At 73.0% G+C, this 21,925-nt stretch carries 23 protein-coding genes; 12 read left to right on the top strand and 11 right to left on the bottom strand.

Translation table 11 applies throughout. The annotated features are described in order from the left end of the window. Positions 1-147 precede the first annotated feature (147 nt). Positions 148-1,164 carry an extracellular solute-binding protein gene (locus FHS88_RS01365; RefSeq protein WP_184480540.1) on the bottom strand — a complete coding sequence of 339 codons (1,017 nt, stop codon included), beginning with the start codon at positions 1,162-1,164 and terminating at the stop codon, positions 148-150. A gap of 364 nt (positions 1,165-1,528) precedes the next feature. Between FHS88_RS01365 and rpsA the strand changes: the two genes are divergently transcribed. The 7 genes from rpsA (at position 1,529) to FHS88_RS01330 (ending at position 7,394) form a co-directional block, all read left to right on the top strand. After that, complete coding sequence (rpsA, locus tag FHS88_RS01360; RefSeq protein ID WP_184480538.1) at positions 1,529-3,241, top strand: 30S ribosomal protein S1; 1,713 nt, start codon at positions 1,529-1,531, stop codon at positions 3,239-3,241. Between the two features lie 129 nt (positions 3,242-3,370). Beyond that, positions 3,371-4,285, top strand: coding sequence for a signal peptide peptidase SppA (gene sppA, locus FHS88_RS01355; protein ID WP_184480536.1), 915 nt, complete (start codon positions 3,371-3,373; stop codon positions 4,283-4,285). Then, the gene (locus tag FHS88_RS01350) at positions 4,282-4,662 is read left to right on the top strand and encodes an integration host factor subunit beta (protein ID WP_272872788.1); all 381 of its coding nucleotides are present in this window, start codon (positions 4,282-4,284) and stop codon (positions 4,660-4,662) included. Before sppA ends, FHS88_RS01350 begins: the two co-directional genes overlap by 4 nt. A gap of 11 nt (positions 4,663-4,673) precedes the next feature. Next, positions 4,674-4,985 carry a lipopolysaccharide assembly protein LapA domain-containing protein gene (locus FHS88_RS01345; RefSeq protein ID WP_184480531.1) on the top strand — a complete coding sequence of 104 codons (312 nt, stop codon included), beginning with the start codon at positions 4,674-4,676 and terminating at the stop codon, positions 4,983-4,985. Then, positions 4,982-5,695, top strand: a complete 714-nt coding sequence (pyrF, locus tag FHS88_RS01340; protein WP_184480529.1) for an orotidine-5'-phosphate decarboxylase — start codon at positions 4,982-4,984, stop codon at positions 5,693-5,695. Before FHS88_RS01345 ends, pyrF begins: the two co-directional genes overlap by 4 nt. Positions 5,696-5,699: 4 nt before the next feature. Next, positions 5,700-6,344 carry a phosphoribosylanthranilate isomerase gene (locus FHS88_RS01335; protein ID WP_211842371.1) on the top strand — a complete coding sequence of 215 codons (645 nt, stop codon included), beginning with the start codon at positions 5,700-5,702 and terminating at the stop codon, positions 6,342-6,344. An 81-nt stretch (positions 6,345-6,425) separates the two neighbouring features. Beyond that, positions 6,426-7,394 carry a dienelactone hydrolase family protein gene (locus FHS88_RS01330; RefSeq protein WP_184480525.1) on the top strand — a complete coding sequence of 323 codons (969 nt, stop codon included), beginning with the start codon at positions 6,426-6,428 and terminating at the stop codon, positions 7,392-7,394. On the opposite strand, the gene FHS88_RS01325 is transcribed toward FHS88_RS01330, so the two are convergent. Continuing rightward, positions 7,375-8,019, bottom strand: coding sequence for a TetR/AcrR family transcriptional regulator (locus FHS88_RS01325; protein WP_184480523.1), 645 nt, complete (start codon positions 8,017-8,019; stop codon positions 7,375-7,377). The two genes, FHS88_RS01330 and FHS88_RS01325, sit on opposite strands and share 20 nt — an antisense overlap. 112 nt (positions 8,020-8,131) lie before the next feature. On the opposite strand from FHS88_RS01325, the gene FHS88_RS01320 reads away from it, so the two are divergent. From FHS88_RS01320 to purH, 4 genes are all read left to right on the top strand, one after another. Next, a complete protein-coding gene (locus tag FHS88_RS01320; RefSeq protein ID WP_184480521.1) occupies positions 8,132-9,889 on the top strand; it encodes a sulfatase-like hydrolase/transferase in 1,758 nt (585 codons plus the stop codon). Positions 9,890-9,970: 81 nt separating this feature from the next. Next, entirely contained in the window at positions 9,971-11,209 is a 1,239-nt protein-coding gene (trpB, locus tag FHS88_RS01315) for a tryptophan synthase subunit beta (RefSeq protein ID WP_184480519.1), read from the top strand. Between the two features lie 155 nt (positions 11,210-11,364). Next, the gene (gene trpA / locus FHS88_RS01310; RefSeq protein ID WP_184480517.1) at positions 11,365-12,195 is read left to right on the top strand and encodes a tryptophan synthase subunit alpha; all 831 of its coding nucleotides are present in this window, start codon (positions 11,365-11,367) and stop codon (positions 12,193-12,195) included. Positions 12,196-12,257: 62 nt separating this feature from the next. Continuing rightward, positions 12,258-13,835 (top strand): bifunctional phosphoribosylaminoimidazolecarboxamide formyltransferase/IMP cyclohydrolase, encoded by a 1,578-nt coding sequence (gene purH / locus FHS88_RS01305; protein ID WP_184480515.1) that lies wholly within the window; start codon positions 12,258-12,260, stop codon positions 13,833-13,835. Between the two features lie 45 nt (positions 13,836-13,880). Here the strand turns inward: purH and ahcY are convergent, their stop codons facing one another. The 8 genes from ahcY to FHS88_RS01265 form a co-directional block, all read right to left on the bottom strand. Then, entirely contained in the window at positions 13,881-15,287 is a 1,407-nt protein-coding gene (ahcY, locus tag FHS88_RS01300) for an adenosylhomocysteinase (protein ID WP_184480513.1), read from the bottom strand. A gap of 122 nt (positions 15,288-15,409) precedes the next feature. Then, entirely contained in the window at positions 15,410-15,598 is a 189-nt protein-coding gene (locus tag FHS88_RS01295) for a hypothetical protein (RefSeq protein WP_184480511.1), read from the bottom strand. A 227-nt stretch (positions 15,599-15,825) separates the two neighbouring features. Further along, positions 15,826-16,104 carry a hypothetical protein gene (locus tag FHS88_RS01290; protein WP_184480509.1) on the bottom strand — a complete coding sequence of 93 codons (279 nt, stop codon included), beginning with the start codon at positions 16,102-16,104 and terminating at the stop codon, positions 15,826-15,828. 107 nt (positions 16,105-16,211) lie between these two features. After that, a complete protein-coding gene (ptsP, locus tag FHS88_RS01285; protein WP_184480506.1) occupies positions 16,212-18,053 on the bottom strand; it encodes a phosphoenolpyruvate--protein phosphotransferase in 1,842 nt (613 codons plus the stop codon). After that, entirely contained in the window at positions 18,043-18,312 is a 270-nt protein-coding gene (locus FHS88_RS01280) for an HPr family phosphocarrier protein (protein ID WP_184481282.1), read from the bottom strand. Before FHS88_RS01280 ends, ptsP begins: the two co-directional genes overlap by 11 nt. Positions 18,313-18,401: 89 nt before the next feature. Further along, positions 18,402-18,836 (bottom strand): PTS sugar transporter subunit IIA, encoded by a 435-nt coding sequence (locus FHS88_RS01275; RefSeq protein ID WP_456306768.1) that lies wholly within the window; start codon positions 18,834-18,836, stop codon positions 18,402-18,404. A gap of 5 nt (positions 18,837-18,841) precedes the next feature. Continuing rightward, positions 18,842-19,783 (bottom strand): RNase adapter RapZ, encoded by a 942-nt coding sequence (gene rapZ / locus FHS88_RS01270; protein ID WP_184480502.1) that lies wholly within the window; start codon positions 19,781-19,783, stop codon positions 18,842-18,844. After that, positions 19,780-20,169 carry an HPr kinase/phosphorylase gene (locus FHS88_RS01265; protein WP_408902318.1) on the bottom strand — a complete coding sequence of 130 codons (390 nt, stop codon included), beginning with the start codon at positions 20,167-20,169 and terminating at the stop codon, positions 19,780-19,782. The genes rapZ and FHS88_RS01265 overlap by 4 nt, the downstream gene beginning before the upstream one ends. A 157-nt stretch (positions 20,170-20,326) precedes the next feature. Between FHS88_RS01265 and FHS88_RS01260 the strand changes: the two genes are divergently transcribed. Next, the gene (locus tag FHS88_RS01260; protein WP_184480498.1) at positions 20,327-21,256 is read left to right on the top strand and encodes a threonine/serine dehydratase; all 930 of its coding nucleotides are present in this window, start codon (positions 20,327-20,329) and stop codon (positions 21,254-21,256) included. A 100-nt stretch (positions 21,257-21,356) separates the two neighbouring features. Here the strand turns inward: FHS88_RS01260 and FHS88_RS01255 are convergent, their stop codons facing one another. Beyond that, entirely contained in the window at positions 21,357-21,893 is a 537-nt protein-coding gene (locus tag FHS88_RS01255) for a hypothetical protein (protein WP_184480496.1), read from the bottom strand. Between the last annotated feature and the right edge of the window lie 32 nt (positions 21,894-21,925).

Raw genomic sequence — 21,925 nt, 5'->3', positions numbered from 1 at the left:
CGACGAGGTGGCGCGGTTCCGAGAGTGTCGCGAGATACCCGACGGCGCCACCATTCTCCCAGCCCGCCGCGACGAGGCGCGCGAGCGGCAGCAGGAAGAAGGCGAGCAGCGCGGCGAGCGCGGGCGCGAGCAGCGCGAGGCGGAGGCTCAGGCGCCGACCTCCGCGCGATAGCGCGCCACGAAGCCTTCCTGCGCCGCCACCATGGCCGCGATGTCGATGACCCGGGCGCGGGCGTATTCGCTTGCCGGCAGGAAGCGGGAGGCGGTCTCGGCCGGCATGGCGGCGGGCCGCACGGGGCGCAGGAAGGCGTTCGCCCAGATGCGCTGGCCTTCGTCCGAGAGCGTCCAATCGAGCACGCGGCGGCCATTCTCCGGATTGGGGCCGTTCGCAACCAGGCCCATGATGTAGGGGAAGGAGACGGTACCCTCCGCCGGCAGCACGAAGCGCGTATCGGCGCCGTCGGTGAACTGGGCGCGCATCGCATTGAAGTCGTAGTCGAAGAGGATCGGGATCTCGCCCGAGACGACGCGGGCGTAGGAGGTCTGCAACGGCACCACCGCGCCATTGGCGCGCAGCGCCTTGAAGAACTCGATGGCCGGCGTGAAGTCCGAGTAGCCGCCGCCGAGGGCGACATTCACCGCCACCATGCCGACCTGCCCGACAGCGGCCGAGGTCGGGTTCAGATAGCCGACCATGCCGCGGTACTCGGGCTTGAGCAGGTCGCGCCAGCCCGTCGGCATGGGGCGGCCGCGCAGCGCGCCGCGGTTGACGAAGAGACCGAGCGTGCCGGAATGGATGGCGAACCAATAGCCGTCCGGGTCGCGCATGTCCGCCGGCACCTCCTCGATCCGCGCGGGGCGATAGGGGGCGAATACGCCCTCGGCGCGGGCGCGCGGGCCGAAATTGCCGCCCATGTAGGCGACATCGGCGACCGGGCGGGCCCGTTCGGCGATCAGCGCCGCGAGCGCCTGGCCGGAATTCTTGTTGTCATGCGGCATGGCGATGCCGAGGCTGCCGCGGATCGCGCGCAGCGCGCCGGCCCAGTCGGCCCATTCCGGCGGGCAGTTGTAGCAGACGGCGCGCGCTGCCTGCGCCTGGGCCTCGTTCCAGTGGGCGGCGGCGAAGGCGATGGCCGGGGCGCCGAGAAGCTGGCGGCGGTTCATGCTCGTGTCTCCGTGCGATAGGATGCTTCTCGCCGCGCCGCGTTGCGGTCGTGCTGCGGTCCGGTGACGGGCCGATGAAGTTCCGCCGGCACGGGCCGTGGGCGCCGGCGGATCAAGGCTCCGCGCCCGCTTTCCCTTGACTCTTTTCCCACCAGAGCCTATGCGCGCCGGGTTCTTCCATGACCGGAAGTTCATGCCCCGCCAGCCGGGGCCGGAAGAGGGCGGACCGTCACGCGCCCACCCATCGGATCCGCCCCGGCAGCCGCATCAGGCGCGGCGGATCAAGCCGTTCCCGCCTCGGGCGGGCGCGCAGGCCGCATCTCCCGCCGCGCTGGCGGGCCGATACCGGAAAGCACAGGACTGCATGGCCACCATCACCGCCGACCGCGCGGGCAGCGAGGATTTCGCCGCCCTTCTCGATGCCACACTCGGCCCCGACACCGGCTTCGCCGGCTCCGTCGTGACGGGCCGCGTCATCCGGGTGGATGACGATGTCGCGGTCGTCGATGTCGGCCTCAAGAGCGAGGGGCGCGTGCCCCTCAAGGAATTCGCCGCCCCCGGCCAGAAGCCCGAGGTGAAGCCCGGCGACCTGGTGGAGCTCTTCGTCGAGCGCTACGAGGACCGCGACGGCTCGATCGTGCTGAGCCGCGAGAAGGCGCGGCGCGAGGAGGCCTGGACCAACCTCGAGAAGTCCTTCCAGGCGAACCAGCGCGTCAACGGCGTGATCTTCGGCCGCGTCAAGGGCGGCTTCACGGTGGATCTCGGCGGCGCGGTGGCCTTCCTGCCCGGCTCCCAGGTGGACATCCGCCCGGTGCGCGATGTCGGCCCGCTGATGGGCACGCCGCAGCCCTTCCAGATCCTCAAGATGGATCGCGCGCGCGGCAACATCGTCGTCTCCCGCCGCGCCGTTCTCGAGGAGACGCGCGCCGAGCAGCGCAGCGAGCTGATCCAGGGCCTCAAGGAAGGCATGATCCTCGACGGCGTTGTGAAGAACATCACCGACTACGGCGCCTTCGTGGACCTCGGCGGCGTGGACGGGCTGCTGCACGTCACCGACATCGCCTGGCGCCGCATCAACCACCCCTCCGAGGCGCTGACCATCGGCCAGCCGGTGAAGGTGCAGGTCATCCGCTTCAACCCGGAGACGCAGCGCATCAGCCTCGGCATGAAGCAGCTCATGTCCGACCCGTGGGACGGCGTGGCGCTGAAGTACCCGGTGGGGGCCAAGTTCTCCGGCCGCGTGACCAACATCACCGACTACGGCGCCTTCGTGGAGCTGGAGCCGGGGGTCGAGGGCCTCGTGCACGTGAGCGAGATGTCCTGGACCAAGAAGAACGTCCATCCGGGCAAGATCGTCTCGACCTCCGAGCAGGTGGACGTGATGATCCTCGACGTGGACGAGCCGAAGCGCCGCATCTCGCTCGGCCTCAAGCAGGCGCAGGGCAACCCCTGGGAGCTGTTCCTGGAGGCCCACCCGCCCGGCTCGATCATCGAGGGCGAGATCCGCAACATCACCGAGTTCGGCCTCTTCATCGGCGTCGGCCCGGACATCGACGGCATGGTGCACATGTCCGACCTCTCCTGGGACGAGCCGGGCGAGGTGGCGATGCAGAAGTACTCCAAGGGCCAGGTCGTCAAGGCGAAGGTCCTCGACGTGGATGTCGAGAAGGAGCGCATCTCCCTCGGCATCAAGCAGCTCGAGGCCGACCCGGCCGCCGAGGTGCTCGACCGCGTGCGCAAGGGCGACATCGTCACCTGCGTCGTCACCAAGATCGAGCAGAACGGCATCGAGGTGAAGGTGGACGACGTGCTCACCGGCTTCATCCGCCGCGCCGAGCTCGCGCGTGACCGCGCCGACCAGCGCCCCGACAAGTTCGCGATCGGCGAGAAGGTGGACGCCCGCGTCACCGCCGTGGACCGCGCCGCCCGTCGCCTCGCCCTGACCATCAAGGGCAAGGAGATCGAGGAGGAGCGCGAGGCGATGCGCGAATACGGCTCGGCCGACAGCGGCGCCTCGCTCGGCGACATCCTGGGCGCGGCCATCCGCCGCCGCCGCGAGATGGCCGGCGAGGAATAAGGCCCGCGCGCCGGCAGGGCGTGACGGAACGGACCCCCGGGGCGGCAACGCCCCGGGGGTTCGCGTTTGGGGGGGCGGGACGCCTCGCGGACCCTTGCCCGCGCGGGGGCGGATCGCCATTGAGGGGGCATGTCGCTCGAACCCGACCTCCTCGCCGATCGCCGCCGCCTGCGCCGCCGCCTCGGCCTGTGGCGCGGGCTCGCCATCCTCTCGGTCTTCGGCGCCATCGCCCTGCTGGCCACGCTGCGCGGCCAGGACTCCATCCCCGGCGGGGCGCATGTGCTGCGCCTGCCGGTCTCGGGCTTCATCGCCGAGGACCGCCGCGTCCTCCAGGCGCTCGACCGCGCGGCGAGCGATTCCTCGGTCCGGGCGCTGATCGTCGCCATCAACAGCCCCGGCGGCACCATGGCGGGCGGGGAGGCGCTGCACGCCGCCCTGGCCCGTGTCGCCGAGCGCAAGCCGGTGGTCGCGGTGATGGGCGCGACCGCCGCCTCGGCCGGCTACATGGTGGCCCTGCCCGCGCACCGCGTCATCGCGCGGGAATCCACCGTCACCGGCTCGATCGGCGTGCTGATGCAGTCCTTCGAGGTCTCGGAACTGATGGAGCGCGCCGGCATCCGCCCGCAGGTGCTGACCACCGGCCCGCTCAAGGACCAGCCGAGCCCCTTCCGCCCGCTGACCGAGGAAGGCCGCGCCGCGCTCCAGCGCGTGATCGGCGACCTGCACGGCCAGTTCGTCGCCATGGTCGCCGCCGGCCGGCGCATGGACCCCGCCCGCGCGCAGGAGGTGGCGGATGGCCGCGTCTTCACCGGCCGCCAGGCGATCGAGGCCGGGCTGGTGGACGCGATCGGCGGCGAGCGCGAGGCGCGCGCCTGGCTCGCGGCCGAGCGCGAGGTGCCCGAGAGCCTGCCGCTGCGCGACATCCAGACCCGCGGCGTGGCCGAGCGCCTTGTTTCCTCCGCCGCCGAGGGCCTGATGAAAAGCCTTTTTTCGGAATGGCTTGGCGTTGACGCCCCCCGCGCCGTTTGGCAGCCTTCGCGCTGAATGAGGCAAGGCGCCGCGCGCGGTTCCCCGGGCGCGCGAGGGAAAGGCCATCCATGACGAAGTCCGAGCTGATCGCGCATCTCGCCGGGGCGAACCCGCATCTGCGCCTGCCGGATATCGAGCTGATCGTCGCCACCATCTTCAACGAGATCACCGAGGCGCTCGCGCGCGGGGACCGGGTGGAGCTGCGCGGCTTCGGCGCCTTCTCGACCAAGACGCGCGACCCGCGCACCGGCCGCAACCCGCGCACGGGGGAGGCAGTGGCCGTCACCGCCAAGTCCGTTCCCTACTTCAAGCCGGGCAAGGAACTGCGCGAGCGCATCAACCGCACCGCCCCGCCGCCGCGCGCGGCCGCGCGCGCCAGCACCGCCGCCTGAAGGCCCCGCCCATGCGCTGGCTTCTCTTCCTGCCCCTCGCCGGGGTCGTGGCGTTGTTCGCCCTGTCGAACCGCGATCCGGTGGCGCTGCGGCTCTGGCCCTTCGAGCCGTCGCTGCATCTGCCGCTCGGCATCGCGGTGCTGCTCGCCGCCGCGGCGGGCTTCCTGCTCGGCGCGGTGATCGTCTGGCTGTCGGACCTGCCCGCGCGCAGCCGCTCGCGCGCCGCCCAGCGCCGGGCCGCATCGCTCGAACGCGAACTCGACGGCCTGCGCGCGCGCGAGCGCAGCGACGCCGCCGACCGGCTCGCCGGGCGCGCGACATGATCCCCCGCCCCGCCGGCGGCGCGGCGCGCCTCATCCCCGCCCTCGACACCGGCGATGCGGCGCGGGCCGGCGCGCTCGCCGCCGCCCTCGCGCCGCATTGCGGCGTGCTCAAGGTGGGGCTCGAGCTGTTCTGCGCCGCGGGCCCCCCGGCGGTCGCGGCAATGGCGCGGCACGCGCCCGTCTTCCTCGACCTCAAGCTGCACGACATCCCCAACACCGTCGCCGGGGCCATCCGCTCCCTGCTGCCGCTGCGCCCGGCCATGGTCACGCTGCACGCCGCGGGCGGGAAGGCGATGATCGCCGCGGCGCGGGCCGAGGCCGGCAAGGCCGGCGCGGAGCGGCCCATGCTGCTCGCCGTCACGGTGCTGACCAGCATGGACGCCGCAGCCCTTGCCGCAACCGGCGTGCCGGACGCACCGGCGGAGCAGGTTCTGCGCCTCGCGCGCATGGCGGTCGAGGCCGGCGCCGACGGGCTGGTCTGTAGCCCGCAGGAGGCGGCGCTGCTGCGCCGGGCGCTCGGGACCGGCCCGGCGCTGGTCGTGCCCGGCGTGCGCCCGGCCGGCAGCGCGGCCGGCGACCAGGCGCGCACCGCCACCCCGGATGAGGCGGTCGCCGCGGGTGCGGACTGGCTCGTCATCGGCCGGCCGATCACCGGCGCGCCCGATCCCGCCGCCGCGGCCGCGGCGATCGCCGCCTCGCTGCCGGGCTGAGCGCGTGGCGGTCGAGGTCAAGATCTGCGGCATCCGCGATGCCGAGGGCTTCGACGCGGCGGTGGCGGCCGGGGCGGACCTGATCGGCTTCGTCTTCTTCCCGCCCTCGCCGCGCTTCGTCGAGCCGGCGCAGGCGCGGGCGCTCTCCGCCCGCCATGCCGGGGGGGCCTTGCGCGTCGGCCTCTTCGTGGACCCGGCGGACGAGACGCTCGCCGCCACGCTCGCTGAATGCCCGCTCGACATCCTGCAACTGCACGGGGAGGAGACGCCGGCCCGCCTCGCCGCCATCCGCGCCCGCTTCGGCATGCCGGTGATGAAGGCGCTGGGCGTTGCCACCGCCGCCGACCTCGATGCCGTCGCCGCCTTCGCCCCGGTGGCCGACCGCTTCCTGTTCGACGCCAAGCCGCCGCCCGGCGGCCCGCTGCCCGGCGGCAACGCGCAGCCCTTCGAATGGCGCCTGCTGGCCGGGCGGGCCATCCCGCGGCCCTGGCTGCTCGCCGGCGGGCTGACGCCGGACAATGTCGCCGAGGCCATCCGCTGCGCCGGCGCGCCGGGGGTGGATGTCTCCTCCGGCGTCGAGCGCGCGCGCGGCGTGAAGGATGCCGCGCTGATCCGCGCCTTCGTCGCGGCGGCGAAGGGCGCGGCCTGAGGCCGGCTCCCGGCCGCCCCGGGGCCGTTGACGCCGCCCCGCGCAGCGGTGGACCGTGACGCGCCGAGACGGAGGACCGCCATGCGCCTGCTGCCGATCGCCCTCGCCCTGCTGCTCGCCGCCTGCGGCGGCGGCCCGCGGCCCGATCCGCTGACCTATACCGGCGCCGGCGGCCAGCCCATGGCGGCCGAACTGCATCTGCCCGAGGGCACGGAGCGCGTGCCTGTCGTCATCCTCTCCCACGACGTGCGCGGCAAGCGGGACGCGCATCTGGCTGACTATGTGAACGCGCTCAAGGGCATGGGCGCGGCGGTGGTGGTGCTCGACCATTACGGGCCGCGCAGCATCGATCCCTCGGGCCCGCCGGCCGGCCGGGCCTGGTTCACCGCGCTCGATTTCGCGCTCGATGCCTATGGCGCGCTCGACGCCGCGGCGGCGCATCCGCGCATAGACCGCCGCCGCGCGGGGCTCGTGGGCTTCGGCGTGGGCGGGGGCGGCGGCGCGCTGCTCGCCGCGCATACCTGGGCGACCCAGGGGCGGGCGGCCGATGCGCCGCGCTTCCTCGCCTTCGCGGCGGTGGCGCCGGAATGCTCCTACCGGCCGGGCAACCGCGACACCGCGCGGCGGCCCATCCGCATCATCGTGGGCGACCGCGACAACCGCACCGGCCGGGCGGCCTGCGACGACCTCGCCGGCTTCCTCCGCGCCGCGGGCGGGGACGTCTCGGTCAGCGTCTACCAGAACGCCCGCCACGGCTTCGACGACCCGCCCGGGCCGCTGCGCGCCGACCCGCAGGGGGAGAACATCACGCGCTGCGTCTGGCAGCAGGGGCCGGACGGGCTGTGGCGCGAACGCGCCTCGGGCGTCTCGGGCGCCTCGCTGTTCCGCATCGGCGCGAACGAGCAGACCAACGCCGCCTTCGCCCGCAGCCTGGAGGGCTGCCGCACCCTCGGCACCGAGACGCAGGGCGATGCCGCGCTGCGCGGCCGCGCGGTGGGCGAGGTGGCCGGCCACATGCGGCAGCACGTGATCAGCGTGCGGCCGCGCTGAATGGGTCGGTGGGCGCGGCCGGTGCCAGCGGCCGCGCCGCCACCTCCCCGAAATCAGGCACGCCGAGGGCGCGCAGGAGCAACGCCGCGATGGCCTCCGCATGGCCTGGACCGGCTTCTCCCTGCAAAACTGAACGCATTCCCATCAGCCCGGCGCCGAGCACAAGATCCTGCGCCGCCTGCGGTGTGATGCCGGCGAAGCGGCCTGCGGCAAGCCCCTCGGCGAGGTCGCGGGCGAGATTCGCGCGCATCGCAGCCCCCAGCGGGGCGGCGACGAGGGCCATGCGCACGACCGCCCAGCCCCATACCGGATCCGCCGCCGCGCCGCGGATATAGGAGCGGACGGCGCGGGCGAGGCGCTCCGCCGGATCGGGCAGAGCGCGGTCGGGGGCGAGGCGCGCCTCCATTGCCTCCGCCGCGTGGATGGCGACGGCGACGAGCAGCGCCTCGCGCGTGGCGAAGTGGTTGTAGATCGTGCCGCGGGCGACGCCGGCCTCCGCCGCGATGTCCTCGAGGGCAGGGCTGTCGGGGCCCATGCGGGCGAAGACTCGCAGAGCCGCGTCGATGAGCGCGGCGCGGGTGCGCTCGCGCTTGGTCTGCCCCATCGCGGCCTTCGGCCTGGCCATGCTGCGTGGCGCCCCCGGCGGCCATGACGGCGCCACGGGAAAATTTCCTGGCGCCTCTGTCAAATTGACGATACCGTCAATTTCTACAGACCCCGCAAAAGGCCGTCCAGCCATGACTGCAGACCCGAAGCCCACCCCCACGCGCCGGGCCATGCTGGCGGGCCTGGCGCTCGCCACGTCGGCGGGGCAGGCCGGGGCGCAGGCGCCGGCGGCGCCGGGAATCGCGCCGCGGGCGCCGCGGGACGGGCGGCCGAACCTGCTCTTCGTCTTCACCGACCAGGAACGCTACCTGCCGCGCTGGCCGGCGGGACTGTCCCTGCCGGGGCATGAGCGGCTGATGCGCGGCGGCGTCACCTTCCATGCCCACCACTGTCCGGCGGTGATGTGCACCTCCTCCCGCGCTGTCCTGATGACCGGGCTGCAAACCCCGGACAACCGAATGTTCGAGAATGCCGATGTGCCCTGGGTGTCGAAGCTGCCCGCGGAGATCCCGACCATCGGGCACATGCTGCGCCGGGCGGGCTACTACACGGCCTACAAGGGCAAGTGGCACCTCAACGACAGCTTCGATTCCGAGGAGCCCGAGCGAATCTTCACCCGCGAGATGGACGCGCACGGCTTCGCCGACTACAACGGGGTCGGCGATGTCATCGGCCATGCGTTGGGCGGCCATCATTTCGACCACCTGATCGTCGGCAGCGCCGTGACCTGGCTGCGGCGGCACGGGCAGGGGCTGCAGGAACGCGGCCAGCCCTGGGCGCTCTTCGTCAGCCTCGTGAACCCGCATGATGTGATGTACTTCAACACCGACCTGCCCGGGCAGGCGGTGCAGGATACCGGCACCTTGATGCGCGCGCCGCAGCGCGCGCCGGACCACCCGATCTACCGCGCCACCTGGGACACGCCGGTCCCCGCCACGCTGCACGAACCCTTCGACGCGCCGGGCCGCCCCGCAGCCCACGGGGAATTCCAGGCGATGTGGGACATCGTGCTCGGCCACATCCCTCGCGAGCCCGACCGCTGGCGGCGCTTCCACGACTACTATGTCAACTGCATTCGCCACGTGGACGTCTCGCTTGCGGCGCTGCTGGGGGAACTTGACCAGCTGCGCCTCGCCGACCGCACGGCGGTGATGTTCACCTCCGACCATGGGGAGATGGCGGGCGCACACGGGCTTCACGGCAAGGGGCCGTTCGCGTACCGGGAGTGCATCCATCTGCCGCTTCTGGTGACCCATCCCGACGTGAGGGGCGGCCAGGCGTGTCGCGCGCTGACCGGGCATATCGATCTGGTGCCGAGCCTGCTCGCCATGGCCGGGGTGGCGCCAGGGCGCATGCCGGAACTCGCGGGGCGCGACCTGCCTGGCAAGGATCTGACGCCGTTGCTCGCGAACCCCGGGGCCGCGGGGGTGCATGCCCTGCGGGAGGCGGTGCTGTTCACCTACTCCGGCCTCAGCACCAACGACGCGGCGCTGTGGCGCATGGTGGCCGCGGCACGCGCCGCCGGCAGGGATCCGCAGGAGGAGATCCGCCGTCAGGGCTTCGCGCCCGACCTGACAAAGCGCGGCAGCCTGCGTTCGGTCTTTGACGGGCGGTACAAGTTCACCCGCTACTTCGCGCCGACGCGGCGGAACCGGCCGGAGACGCTGGAGGAGTTGTACCGCTGGAACGACGTCGAGCTGTTCGACCTGGAGGCGGACCCGCTGGAGACGCGCAACCTGGCGGCTGACCCGACCGCCAACGCCGCGCTGGTCGCGGCGATGAGCGCGAAGCTCGAGCGCGCCATCGCGGCCGAGATCGGCGCCGATGACGGGCGCGAGATGCCGGACTTCCCTCGGATCGCGTGGACGATCGACCGGGTGGACCTGTAGGCGGTCGGGCGTCACCTCTGGCCGCGGCGGCCCCCTTCGGGTAAACGGCGCCTTGTCCCGGGAACGCCGAGAGAGCCCGCCTTGAACAAGCCCCTGCCCAATTCGCTCCGCCAGGGCCCCGACGCCCGCGGGCGCTTCGGCCCCTTCGGCGGCCGCTTCGTCGCCGAGACGCTGATGCCGCTGATCCTCGAGGTCGAGCGCGCCTACGACGCCGCGAAGAAGGACGCCGCCTTCCAGGCCGAATGGCGCCGGCTTCTCACGCACTATGTCGGCCGCCCCTCGCCGCTCTGGTTCGCCGAGCGTCTGACCGCGCATCTGCGCAAGGCCGCCGCGCCGGGCATGGGAGCCAAGGTCTATTTCAAGCGCGACGAGCTGAACCACACCGGCGCGCACAAGATCAACGCGGTGCTGGGCCAGATCCTGCTGGCGAAGCGCATGGGCAAGACGCGCATCATCGCCGAGACCGGGGCCGGCCAGCACGGGGTGGCCACCGCCACCGCCTGCGCGCTGTTCGATCTGCCCTGCACGGTCTTCATGGGCGCGACCGACGTGGAGCGCCAGCAGCCCAACGTCTTCCGCATGAAGCTGCTGGGCGCGGAGGTGGTGCCCGTCACCTCCGGCGCCGCCACGCTCAAGGACGCGATGAACGAGGCGCTGCGCCACTGGGTCGCGAACGTTCAGGACACCTACTACTGCATCGGCACCGTCGCCGGCCCGCATCCCTATCCGGCGATGGTGCGCGACTTCCAGTCCGTGATCGGGGAGGAGGCGCGCGAGCAGATGATGGAGGCCGAGGGCCGGCTGCCGGATGCGCTGGTGGCCGCGATCGGTGGCGGCTCGAACGCCATGGGGCTGTTCTTCCCCTTCCTCGACGACGAAACCGTGGCGATGTACGGCGTGGAGGCAGCGGGCCGCGGCGTGGACACCGAGGAACACGCCGCGTCCCTGACCAAGGGCCGGCCCGGCGTGCTGCACGGCAACCGCACCTATCTGCTGCAGGACGAGTTCGGCCAGATCCTCGAGGCGCACTCCATCAGCGCCGGCCTCGACTACCCCGGTGTCGGCCCCGAGCACGCCTGGCTGCACGAGCTCGGCCGCGTGAACTACGTGCACGCGACGGACGACGAGGCGCTGGCCGCCTTCCAGCTCTGCTCGCGCCTGGAAGGGATCATCCCCGCGCTCGAGCCGGCGCACGCGCTGGCCTATGTGATGCGCCAGGCGCCGGCCATGCCCGCCGACAAGGTGATCGTGATGAACATGTGCGGCCGCGGCGACAAGGACATCTTCACCGTCGCCCGCCACCTGGGCGTGAAGCTGTGACGCGCCGCCCCGGCAATGCGGCCCGCGCCCCCGCGCGGGCCGGGAGCGCACGGCGCGGCCGCGCCCCGACCATCCGTTGCGCCGGGCGCTCCCGTGCCTGGCGCGAGGGCACGCCGGCCGGACGGCCGGCGCCCGCCGTCTGAGGGCCCAGACACATGTCCAGGATCGCCGCGCGCTTCGCCGCGCTGAAGCAGGAAGGGCGCAAGGCCTTCATCCCCTTCCTCGAGGCCTACGACCCCGACCCCGCCACCTCGATGGCGCTGCTGCGCGGCTTCCCGCGCGCCGGCGCCGACCTGATCGAGATCGGCGTGCCCTTCACCGACCCCATGGCCGACGGCCCGACCGTGCAGCGCGCCGGCCAGCGCGCGCTCAAGGCCGGGGCGACGCTGGCCGGCACGCTCGCCATGGTGCGCGACTTCCGCCGCGAGGACGACGCGACGCCCATCATCCTGATGGGCTACTACAACCCCATCCTCTCCTACGGCGTGGAGCGCTTCTGCACGGACGCCGCGGCCTCGGGCGTGGACGGGCTGATCATCGTGGATGTGCCGCCCGAGGAGGCCGACGAGGTCGAGCCGGCGGCGCGCGCCAACGGCCTCGACCTGATCCGCCTGGTGGCGCCGACCACCGACGAGGAGCGCCTGCCCCGCGTGCTCGCCGCCACCACGGGCTTCGTCTACTACGTCGCCATCACCGGTATAACCGGCACGCGCAGCGCGACGACCGAGGCGCTGGCCGCCGCCATCCCGCGCGTGCGCCGGCACACTGCCCTGCCGATCGCGATCGGCTTCGGCGTGCGCACGCCGGAGCAGGCGGCCGAGGCGGCGCGCATCGCCGATGGCGCGGTGGTGGCCTCGGCGCTGATCGACACCCTCGCCGCGAACCTCGACGAGCAGGGCCGCGCGAAGCCGGATGCCGTGCGCAAGGTGCTCGACCAGGTGCGCGAACTGGCCGAGGCGGTGCACGCGGTGACCGCCCCGGCCTGAGCCGGGGCGGCGCGCGGGCCTCGGTTGCGCGGGTGGCCGTCCGGGTCTATGGCCCGGCCGCCATGACCGACCTGCTTCCCATCCGCCGCGCCCTCCTCTCCGTCTCCGACAAGACCGGCCTCGTCGCCTTCGGCCGGCTGCTGGTGGAGCGGGGGACCGAGATCCTCTCCACCGGCGGCACCGCCCGCGCGCTGCGCGAGGCCGGGGTGCCGGTGAAGGACGTCTCGGAGCATACGGGCTTCCCCGAAATCCTGGACGGCCGCGTCAAGACGCTGGTGCCGCAGGTCCATGGCGGCATCCTCGGCCGCCGCGACCTGCCCGGGCACCTGGCGCAGATGCAGGCGCACGGCATCGCGCCGATCGACCTCGTGGCGGTCAACCTCTACCCCTTCGAGGCGACGGTCGCCTCCGGCGCGGCGGAGGAGGACTGCATCGAGAACATCGACATCGGCGGCCCCGCCATGATCCGCTCGGCGGCCAAGAACCACGCCCATGTCGCGGTGCTGACCGAGGCCGCGCACTTCGCCACCGTGGGCGATGAGATCCGCGCCACGGGCGGGGTCAGCCTCGGCACGCGGCGCCGCCTCGCCGCCGCGGCCTATGCCCGCACCGCGGCCTATGACGCGGCGATCGCAGCCTGGTTTGCCGCGCGCGAGGGCGACCCGCTGCCCGACGTGCTGCCGGTCCATGGCCGCCGCCGCCAGTCGCTGCGCTATGGCGAGAACCCGCACCAGATCGCCGCCTTCTACGTGGACGGCAGCAACCGGCCCGGCGTCGCGACGGCGGTGCAGGTGCAGGGCAAGGAACTGTCCTACAACAACATCAACGACACCGACGCCGCCTATGAATGCGTGGCCGAGTTCGACCGCCCGGCCATCGTGATCGTCAAGCACGCCAATCCCTGCGGCGTGGCCATCGCGGGCAGCCTCGCGGAGGCCTGGGACAAGGCGCTGCTGTGCGACCCCGTCTCGGCCTTCGGCGGCATCGTCGCGGCCAACCGCCGGCTCGATGCCGCGGCGGCGGAGAAGATCACCGCCATCTTCACCGAGGTCGTCATCGCCCCCGATGCCGACGAGGAGGCGAAGGCCATCTTCGCGCGCAAGAAGAACCTGCGCCTGCTGCTCGCCGGCGGCCTGCCCGACCCGGCGGCGCCGGGGCGTGCGCTGAAATCCGTCGCGGGCGGGCTGCTGGTGCAGTCGCGCGACGACGGGCAGGTGACGGAGGAAACGCTGAAGGTCGTCACGCAGCGGGCCCCCTCGCGGGCCGAGATGGCCGACCTGCTCTTCGCCTTCCGCGTCTGCAAGCACGTGAAGTCGAATGCGATCGTCTATGCCAAGGGCCTCGCGACCGTTGGCATCGGCGCGGGCCAGATGAACCGGGCGGAGAGCAGCCGCATCGCCGCCTGGAAGTCCGAGGCCGCGGCGAAGGCGGCGGGCCTTGCCGAGCCGCTCGCCCATGGCAGCGTCGTCGCCTCGGACGCCTTCTTCCCCTTCGCCGACGGGCTCGAGATCGCGGCCTCGGCCGGGGCGACGGCGGTGATCCAGCCGGGCGGCTCGATGCGCGACGCCGAGGTGATCGCCGCCGCCGACAAGGCGGGGCTTGCCATGGTGTTCACCGGGATGCGCCACTTCCGGCACTGATCCCGGCCTGGTCAAGGCGGGGGAGGAGCGCCTCCCCCGGCTTCCTCAGTAGCGGTACTGCTCCGCCTTGAACGGCCCCTGCGGCGAGACGCCGATATAGTCCGCCTGCGCCTGGGTCATCTTCGTCAGCGTCGCGCCCACCTTGGCGAGATGCAGCGAGGCCACCTTCTCGTCCAGGTGCTTGGGCAGCACGTAGACCTTCTTCTCGTACTTGCCCGGGTTGGTCCAGAGCTCGATCTGCGCGAGCGTCTGGTTGGTGAAGGAGGCCGACATCACGAAGGAGGGGTGGCCCGTCGCATTGCCGAGGTTCACCAGCCGCCCCTCGCTCAGCAGGATGATGCGCTTGCCGTCGGGGAACTCGATCTCGTCCACCTGCGGCTTGACGTTGTCCCACTTGAAGTTGCGCAGGGCGGCAACCTGGATCTCGCTGTCGAAGTGACCGATGTTGCACACGATGGCGCGGTGCTTCATCGCGCGCATGTGGTCCACGGTGATCACGTCCACATTGCCGGTCGCGGTGACGAAGATGTCGGCCACCGGCGCGGCCTGCTCCATCGTCACCACCTGGTAGCCTTCCATCGCTGCCTGCAGCGCGCAGATCGGATCGACCTCGCTGACCATCACGCGGCAGCCGGCATTGCGCAGCGAGGCGGCCGAGCCCTTGCCCACGTCGCCGAAGCCGCAGACCATCGCGACCTTGCCGGCCATCATCACGTCGGTGCCGCGGCGGATCGCGTCCACCAGCGATTCGCGGCAGCCGTAGAGGTTGTCGAACTTCGACTTGGTGACGGAATCGTTCACGTTGATGGCGGGGAAGAGCAGCCTGCCCTCCTTCGCCATGGTGTAGAGGCGGTGCACGCCCGTCGTCGTCTCCTCCGAGACGCCGACGATGTTCTTCGCCAGCGTCGCGAACCAGCCCGGCTTGGTCTTCAGGCAATCCTTGATGAGGGCGAAGAAGACCTCCTCCTCCTCGTTTGTCGGCTTGTCGAGGAAGGCGGTGTCGCCCTGTTCGGCGCGCAGGCCGAGATGGACCAGCAGCGTCATGTCGCCGCCGTCATCCAGCAGCACGTTCGGCGTGCCGCCATCGCCCCATTCCAGGGTGCGCTTCACGTACTGCCAGTATTCCGGCAGCGTCTCCCCCTTCACCGCGAAGACCGGCGTGCCGGTCGCCGCGATCGCGGCCGCCGCGTGGTCCTGGGTCGAGAAGATGTTGCAGGACGACCAGCGGACATCGGCGCCGAGATGCTTCAGCGTCTCGATCAGCACCGCGGTCTGGATGGTCATGTGCAGGCAGCCAGCGATGCGCGCGCCCTTGAGCGGCTGCGAGGGGCCGTATTCGGCGCGCACCGCCATCAGGCCGGGCATCTCGTCCTCGGCCATCGAGATTTCCTTCCGGCCCCAGCCGGCCAGGGACAGATCCTTCACGACGTAGTCGGCGGCGGCAGCGGACATGCGCTCTCTCACTCTCTCACCCATGGGATGGGCGGGCGGGTAGCACGCCGCTCCGGCCGAGGCCAGAGACTACCGCGACTCATAAGGATATCTTTATGCGCCCGGGCGGCGCCGGAAGGCGCTCAGCCCTCCTCGCGCGTGTCCCGGCTGGCCTCGTCCTGCCCCTCGCGCACGCGCTCCGCGACGGCCCGCTCGGCCCGGGGCGCGCGATCGCTGCAGCAGACCCCGCCGGCGTCGGCGGCGGGCGCCGGCAGCGGCGCCAGCCACATGGCGAAAAGTCCGGTCACGGCGGCGCGGCGGATCGAGCGCATGGCGGTCCTGTTCCTTCGGCATGGTCAGCCTTGCCCGCGCATCGGGCGAGGGCGGGGCGCAACCATGGCGCCCGCATGGCATGGCGCGCCCGGGGCCGGGCCGACATGAAGCGTTTCGCAGCGGCGCGAGGGACGAGCGCGGCGGCTCTCATGGCCGGCGGAGCAGGGACCGGCCGCATCGCCGCCCGCTGCGCGCGCTTCCGTTCCGGCGGGCGCGACCGCAGGCGTCAGTCATCCTCGCGCCAGCGCCGCCAGCCGCGGCTGCGCGGCTCGTGCCATTCCCAGCCGCGCAGCGAGGGCGGCCGCCACCCATCCTCGCGCCAGCGCTGTTCCCGCACCCAGCCGCGCCGCCCGTGGCGGTCCTCGACGGTGTAGCGGTCCACCCGGGTGCAGCGCCCGTTCGAGCAGTTCGAGGAGGAATCCGAGGACTGGCTGCCCGCCACGGCCGGTGGCGGCGCCAGGATCATCGCGGTGGCCAGGATCACGAGGCGTGGGAAGGGGCTCATGGCGGGTATCTCCTCCGTGCGGAGGAGAACGCTGCGCCCGGCGCGTGTCTTCCCCGGCGCGGGAAGGGGGCCGGAATGCGGCGCCCGCTCGCGGGCCGCGGTGCGGCCTAGGCCCGCTCCGTCACGCCTTCCGCGAAGCCCGCCACCAGCTCGCGGATGCGCGCCGGGTCGGACTGCTCCATCACCCGCCGCGCGAAACGCGCGCAATCGCCGATGTCGAGCGCGCGCACCGCCTGCTTCACGCGCGGGATGGCGCTCGCGTTCATGGAGAAGGTGCGCAGCCCGATGCCGAGCAGCAGCGGCGTGAGCTGCGGATTGCCCGCCATCTCCCCGCAGACCGAGACGGGCATGCGCAGCCGGAGCGCGGCCTCGGTCGCGAACTGCACCAGCCGCAGCACGGCCGGGTGCAGCGGGTCGTAGAGATGCGCGACCTCCGCCTCCCCGCGGTCCACCGCGAGCGTGTACATCGCGAGGTCGTTGGTGCCGATGGCGAAGAAATCCGCCTCCAGCGCGATCGCGTCGGCGGCCAGCGCCGCGCCCGGCGTCTCGATCATCGCGCCGAGCAGCGGCAGCTTCTCGGGCAGCTTTTCCCCGCGCCGGCGCAGGCGCCGCGCGACGCGCTCGTAGATCTCGCGCGCGGCGCGCACCTCCTCGGGCACCGTCACCATCGGCAGCAGCAGTCGCACGTCGCCATCCCCCGCGGCGGCGGCGACGCGCAGCACGGCGGCGAACTGCACCTCGAGCAGCTCGGGCCGCTTCAGCAGCATCCGCAAGCCACGCAGCCCGAGTGCCGGATTGCCCCCGGCATGGACCGGCGCCACGCCCTCGGCCAGCGCCTCCATGTCCTTCTCGCCGCCCCAGTCGAGCACGCGGATGGTCACGGGCTGGCCTTCCATCGCCTCGACGATCTGGGTGTAGGCCTCGACCTGCGCTTCCTCGTCCGGCAGGTCCTCGCGGTTCATGAACAGGAACTCGGTGCGCAGCAGGCCGATGCCCATCGCGCCGGCCTGGGCGATCAGCGGCAGTTCCTGCGGGATCTCGAGATTGGCCTGCAGCTCCACCTGCTCGCCATCGGTCGTCTCGGCGGGCAGGCGGCGCAGCTTGGACAGCTTCGCCCGTTCCTTCGCGAAGGCGGCGAGGCGGTCCTTCGCCGCGGCGAGCGTCGCCGCGCTCGGGTGCAGCGTGACCACGCCGGCCGCGCCGTCCAGCACCGCCGGGTCGCCGCGCTTCGCCGCCTCGGTCAGCCCATGCGCGCCGAGCACGGCCGGGATCCCGAGCGCGCGCAGCATGATCGCGGTGTGCCCGTCCGCCCCGCCTTCCTCGGTCGCCACGCCGGCCACGCGCGCGGGGTCGAGCAGCGCGGCATCGGCCGGGGTGAGTTCCTCGGCCACCAGGATGCAGCCCTCGGGCAGGTCCTTGAGGCTGCGGAAGGGGGTGGCGGTCAGGTTGCGCACCAGCCGGCGCGCGATGTCGCGCACCTCGCCCGCGCGGCGGGCCAGCCCCGCCTTGTCGTCGTCCTTGAGCGCGACGATCGCGGTGGCGATCGCCTCCGCCTCGTCGCCCACCGCCGTCTCGGCGCCCAGCAGCTCGGTCTCGATGCGCTTGCGCGCGCCGCGGATCAGGCGCGAATTGCCGAGCATCATCAGATGCGCGTCGAGCAGCGGCGCGATCTCCTCCTGCGCCTCCTCGGGCAGCACGGCGATGCGCGTCTTGAGCTTGGCCACCTGCTTGCGGGAGAAGGCGATGGCGCCGGCGAGCTTCTGCTTCTCCTGCTCGACCTCGCCGGCCTCGATGGCGCGGCGCGGCGCCTCCGCCGGCGGGTCGGTGGTGTCGAAGACCGGCCCGATCGCAACCCCGGGGGAGACGGGGATGCCCGCGACCGCGACCTCGCGCGGCCGCGCCTTGCCCTTGCCCTTCGCGGCCTCGGTCCTGCCGGCCTCAGTCTTCATGGAAGCCGGCCTCGACCAGGCCGGCGACAGCCTCGAGCGCCTCCTTGGCGTCCCAGCCCTCGGCCTCGATGGTGATCTCGGCCCCCTGGCCCGCGCCGAGCATCATCAGCCCCATGATCGAGCAGGCCGGCACGCTCTCGCCGTTGCGCACGACATTGACGCAGGCGGAGAAGCGCTCGGCCGTGGAAACGAGCTTGGCCGCGGCGCGCGCATGCAGCCCGCGGGAATTGCGGATCGTCACCGTCCGGCGCAGCACCATCCCCGAATCCCCGGGGTCGCAGCCGCATTCCGGGGCGGCCGGCGCGCCCTCGCCGGCCACCTTGGCGCCGGGCTCGTCGGGCCATTCGTTCAAGCGCCGTTCCTCCTCCCCGCGGCGGGCGGCACCACCGCGGCGCCGGCGGCGACCTCGCGGCCGCTTGCGATGTATTTTCGCCCGGCGGCCACGGCATGGTCCACCGCTTCCGCGAGCGGTTCGGTGCCGCGCAGCTTGGCGAGCTTGACCAGCAGCGGCAGGTTGACCCCGGCCAGCACCTCCACCGGCCGGTCCCCCGTCGCCATCTGCATCGCGAGGTTGGAGGGCGTGCCGCCGAACATGTCGGTCAGCACCACCACGCCGTCGCCCTGGTCCACCGCGGCGATGGACCGCCCGATCTCGGCCCGCGTCACCTCGAGCGCGTCGTCGGGGCCGATGCACACCGTCGCGACGGCCTGCTGCGGGCCCACCACATGTTCCATGGCGTGCCGCAGCTCCTCGGCCAGCCGCCCATGGGTGACCAGAACCATGCCGATCATGATGCCTGCGTCAGGGCCTCCCGCCCCGCTTCGCGGCCGGCGGCGCGCGCCCCCGCCGCGCCGGCCATCAGCTCGCGGTGGAACAGTTCCACGCGCCAGCCTTGGGTTTGGAGATGGTGCGCCAGCCGTTCCGCCGCCAGCACCGAACGGTGCCTGCCGCCGGTGCAGCCGAGCGCAATCGTGAGATACTTTTTCCCCTCCTGGACGTAACGCGGCAAGAGACGTTCCAGCATTCCGGTCATGCAGCGCCAGAAGGGGGGGAAGTCGGGGTCGGCCTCGACATAGGCGGCAACGCCCGCATCGCGGCCGGTCAGCGGCCGAAGCGCCTCGACATAGTGCGGGTTGTGCAGGAAGCGCAGGTCGAAGACGAGGTCCGCCTCCCGCGGCAGGCCGCGGGCATAGGAGAAGGACACGACCGAGACGCCCATCCCCGCCGCGCCCTCGATCCCGAAGCGCCGCTCGATCATCCGCCGCAGCTCCGGCAGCGGCAGGTCGGAGGTGTCCACCACCATGTCCGCGGCTTCGCGCAGCGGGGCCATCAGCGCCGCCTCCCGCGCGATGCCCTCCGACACGCTGGCGCCGAAGGGGCCGCCCGGCGCCAGCGGGTGCCGCCGCCGCGTCTCGGTGAAGCGGCGCAGCAGCACGTCCTCCTCGGCGGTGGCGAAGACCAGCGTCACCGCGATGTCGGCTCGCTGGCGCAGCCCTTCCAGCAGCCGGATGGCCGCGCCCGGCTCGAAATCCCGGGTGCGGCTGTCCACCCCGGCGGCCAGCGGCTCGCGCCCGTCTCCGACCAGCGCCTCCAGGATGCCGAGCGGCGGGTTGTCCACCGTCTCGTAGGAGAGATCCTCGAGCACCCTCAGGATCGAGGCCTTGCCCGCGCCCGAGAGGCCGGTCACCAGCACCACCTGCCGCCGCGCCACGGGTGCGGCCGCGCTCATGCCGCGAAGGCCCCGGCGCGCTGCGCCGCGCGGCCAAGCGCGGCATCGAGCGCCCAGGCCACCTTGTCGCAGGCCGAAGCCTCGAAGGCCGCGAGCGCCACGCGCGGAACGCCCGCCGGCGCCCAGCAGGCGGGTTCGGGCAGCCGCGCCACCGCGCCGGGCGGGACGAGTTCGACCACGAGCGCCAGCCGCGCCTCCCGCGCCACCGCCACACCCTCGAAGATGCCGAGGCCGCGCACCTCGATCATGCCCGCGAGCGCCGGGTCGGGTGCGACCGCGAGGCCGTCCAGCACCACCTGGTCATCGGCCACGAGCGACCAGCCGCGGCCGATCAGCCGCAGCAACAGGTCGGATTTCCCGGCGCCCGGCGGGCCGAGGATCAGCACGGCCGACCCGTCCCGGGCGGCGCAACTCCCATGGACCTGCATTCCCAGCGAGGCCGTTCCCTCAAGACGCGGCGGACCATGGCAGAAATGGGGCAGCGGGGAAAGCGCCGCGCCCGGCCGTTGCCCACCCGGCCCGGGGGTGCCACCTTCCGCCCCCATGCCGACCCAGGACGAGATTCGCGCCGCCGCCGGGCGGATCGCCCCGCATATCCGCCGCACCCCCGTCATCCGCCTCGCGCCCGCCGAGACGGGGCTCGAGCATCCGCTGGTGCTCAAGCTCGAGCATCTGCAGGTCACCGGATCCTTCAAGCCGCGCGGCGCCTTCAACCGCATGCTCTCGGCCGCGGTGCCGGAGGCCGGGGTGGTGGCGGCCTCGGGCGGCAACCACGGCCTGGCCGTCGCCCATGCCGCCCGCAGCCTCGGCATCCGGGCCGAGATCTTCGTCCCCGAGATCACGCCCGAGGCCAAGCGGGCGCGCATCGCCGCCACCGGCGCCACGCTGACGGTCGGCGGCGCCGCCTACGACCAGGCCCGCGAGGCGAGCGAGGCCCGCGCCGCCGAGACCGGCGCCCTCATCGTCCATGCCTACGACCAGCCGGAGATCCTCGCCGGCCAGGGCACCATCGGCATGGAGCTCGAGGAGGATGCGCCGGAACTCACCCATGTCGTGGTCGCGGCGGGCGGCGGCGGCCTCTATGGCGGCATCGCCTCCTGGTATGACGGGCGGGTGGGCATGGTCATCGCCGAGCCCGAGCAATGCCCTACGCTGATGGTCGCGGGGCTGATGGGCCAGCCGACCGACGTGCCCGCCGGCGGCATCGCCGCCGACAGCCTGGGCGCGCGGCGCGTCGGCGACCTCGCCTTCGCCGTCATGATGGAACAGGGCGGCCGTGCCGTCGCGCTGGCCGACGAGGCGATCCGCACCGCCCAGCGCTGGCTGTGGGACCGCCTGCGCATCGCCGCCGAGCCCGGCGGGGCCGCCGCGCTCGCCGCGGTGCTCTCCGGCTCCTGGACGCCGCCCGCCGGCGCGCGGGTGGGCGTGGTGGTCTGCGGCGCGAATTGCGACCCCGGATCGGTCGCGGGCTGATGCCCTGCGGACAAAGGCCGATCCTTTGTCCGCAGGGCATCAGGCTTCGGTTCCGCGCGCGGCCGCCCCACCAGCCCCGCGCGCCATACCCGCGGGCGCGTCAGCCCGCCGCGCGCGGCCGCGACCATCGCCAGCCGAGCACGGCGCCGAGCACCGCGCCGATGCCGATCCCCGGCAGCAGGAAGAGGAAGAACATGGCATAGCCGGCGGCGCCTTCGAGCGTGCTGACGCGGGCCATGGTCACGTAGAGCTCGCCAAGCCCGAGCCCGATCACCGCGCCCGCCACGCCGCCCAGCACCAGCCCGGCGAAGGCGCTCGCCGCCCGCTCCGCCGTGCTGCCGGGCGTGACGACATGCCGGCGCAGGGCGAAGCCCGCCGCGCACCAGGCGAGCGGCCCGGCAAGGCCGGCGAGCAGCGCCAGCCGGACCAGCGGTGTGTGCTCCAGCATGCCGCCCGGCAGCGTCGTGGCCACCAGCACGCCATGCATCACCACCGCCGCCAGCACCACCTGCCACCAGCCGCGGCATAGCCATCCCAGCACCAGGCCGCCCAGGATGTTCGTCGGCGCCGTCAGCGCGGCGGTGACGCTCATCATCAGCAGCATCGCCAGCGGCAGCCCATCGGTTTCAGGGTTCATCACACCGCCTCCGTGTGGCGCGCTGCGCCGCC

Origin of the sequence: Neoroseomonas alkaliterrae (genome assembly GCF_014199195.1) — a bacterium.
In the GTDB taxonomy this organism is placed as follows: domain Bacteria; phylum Pseudomonadota; class Alphaproteobacteria; order Acetobacterales; family Acetobacteraceae; genus Neoroseomonas; species Neoroseomonas alkaliterrae.
This window is presented reverse-complemented; position numbering and strand designations above follow the sequence as displayed.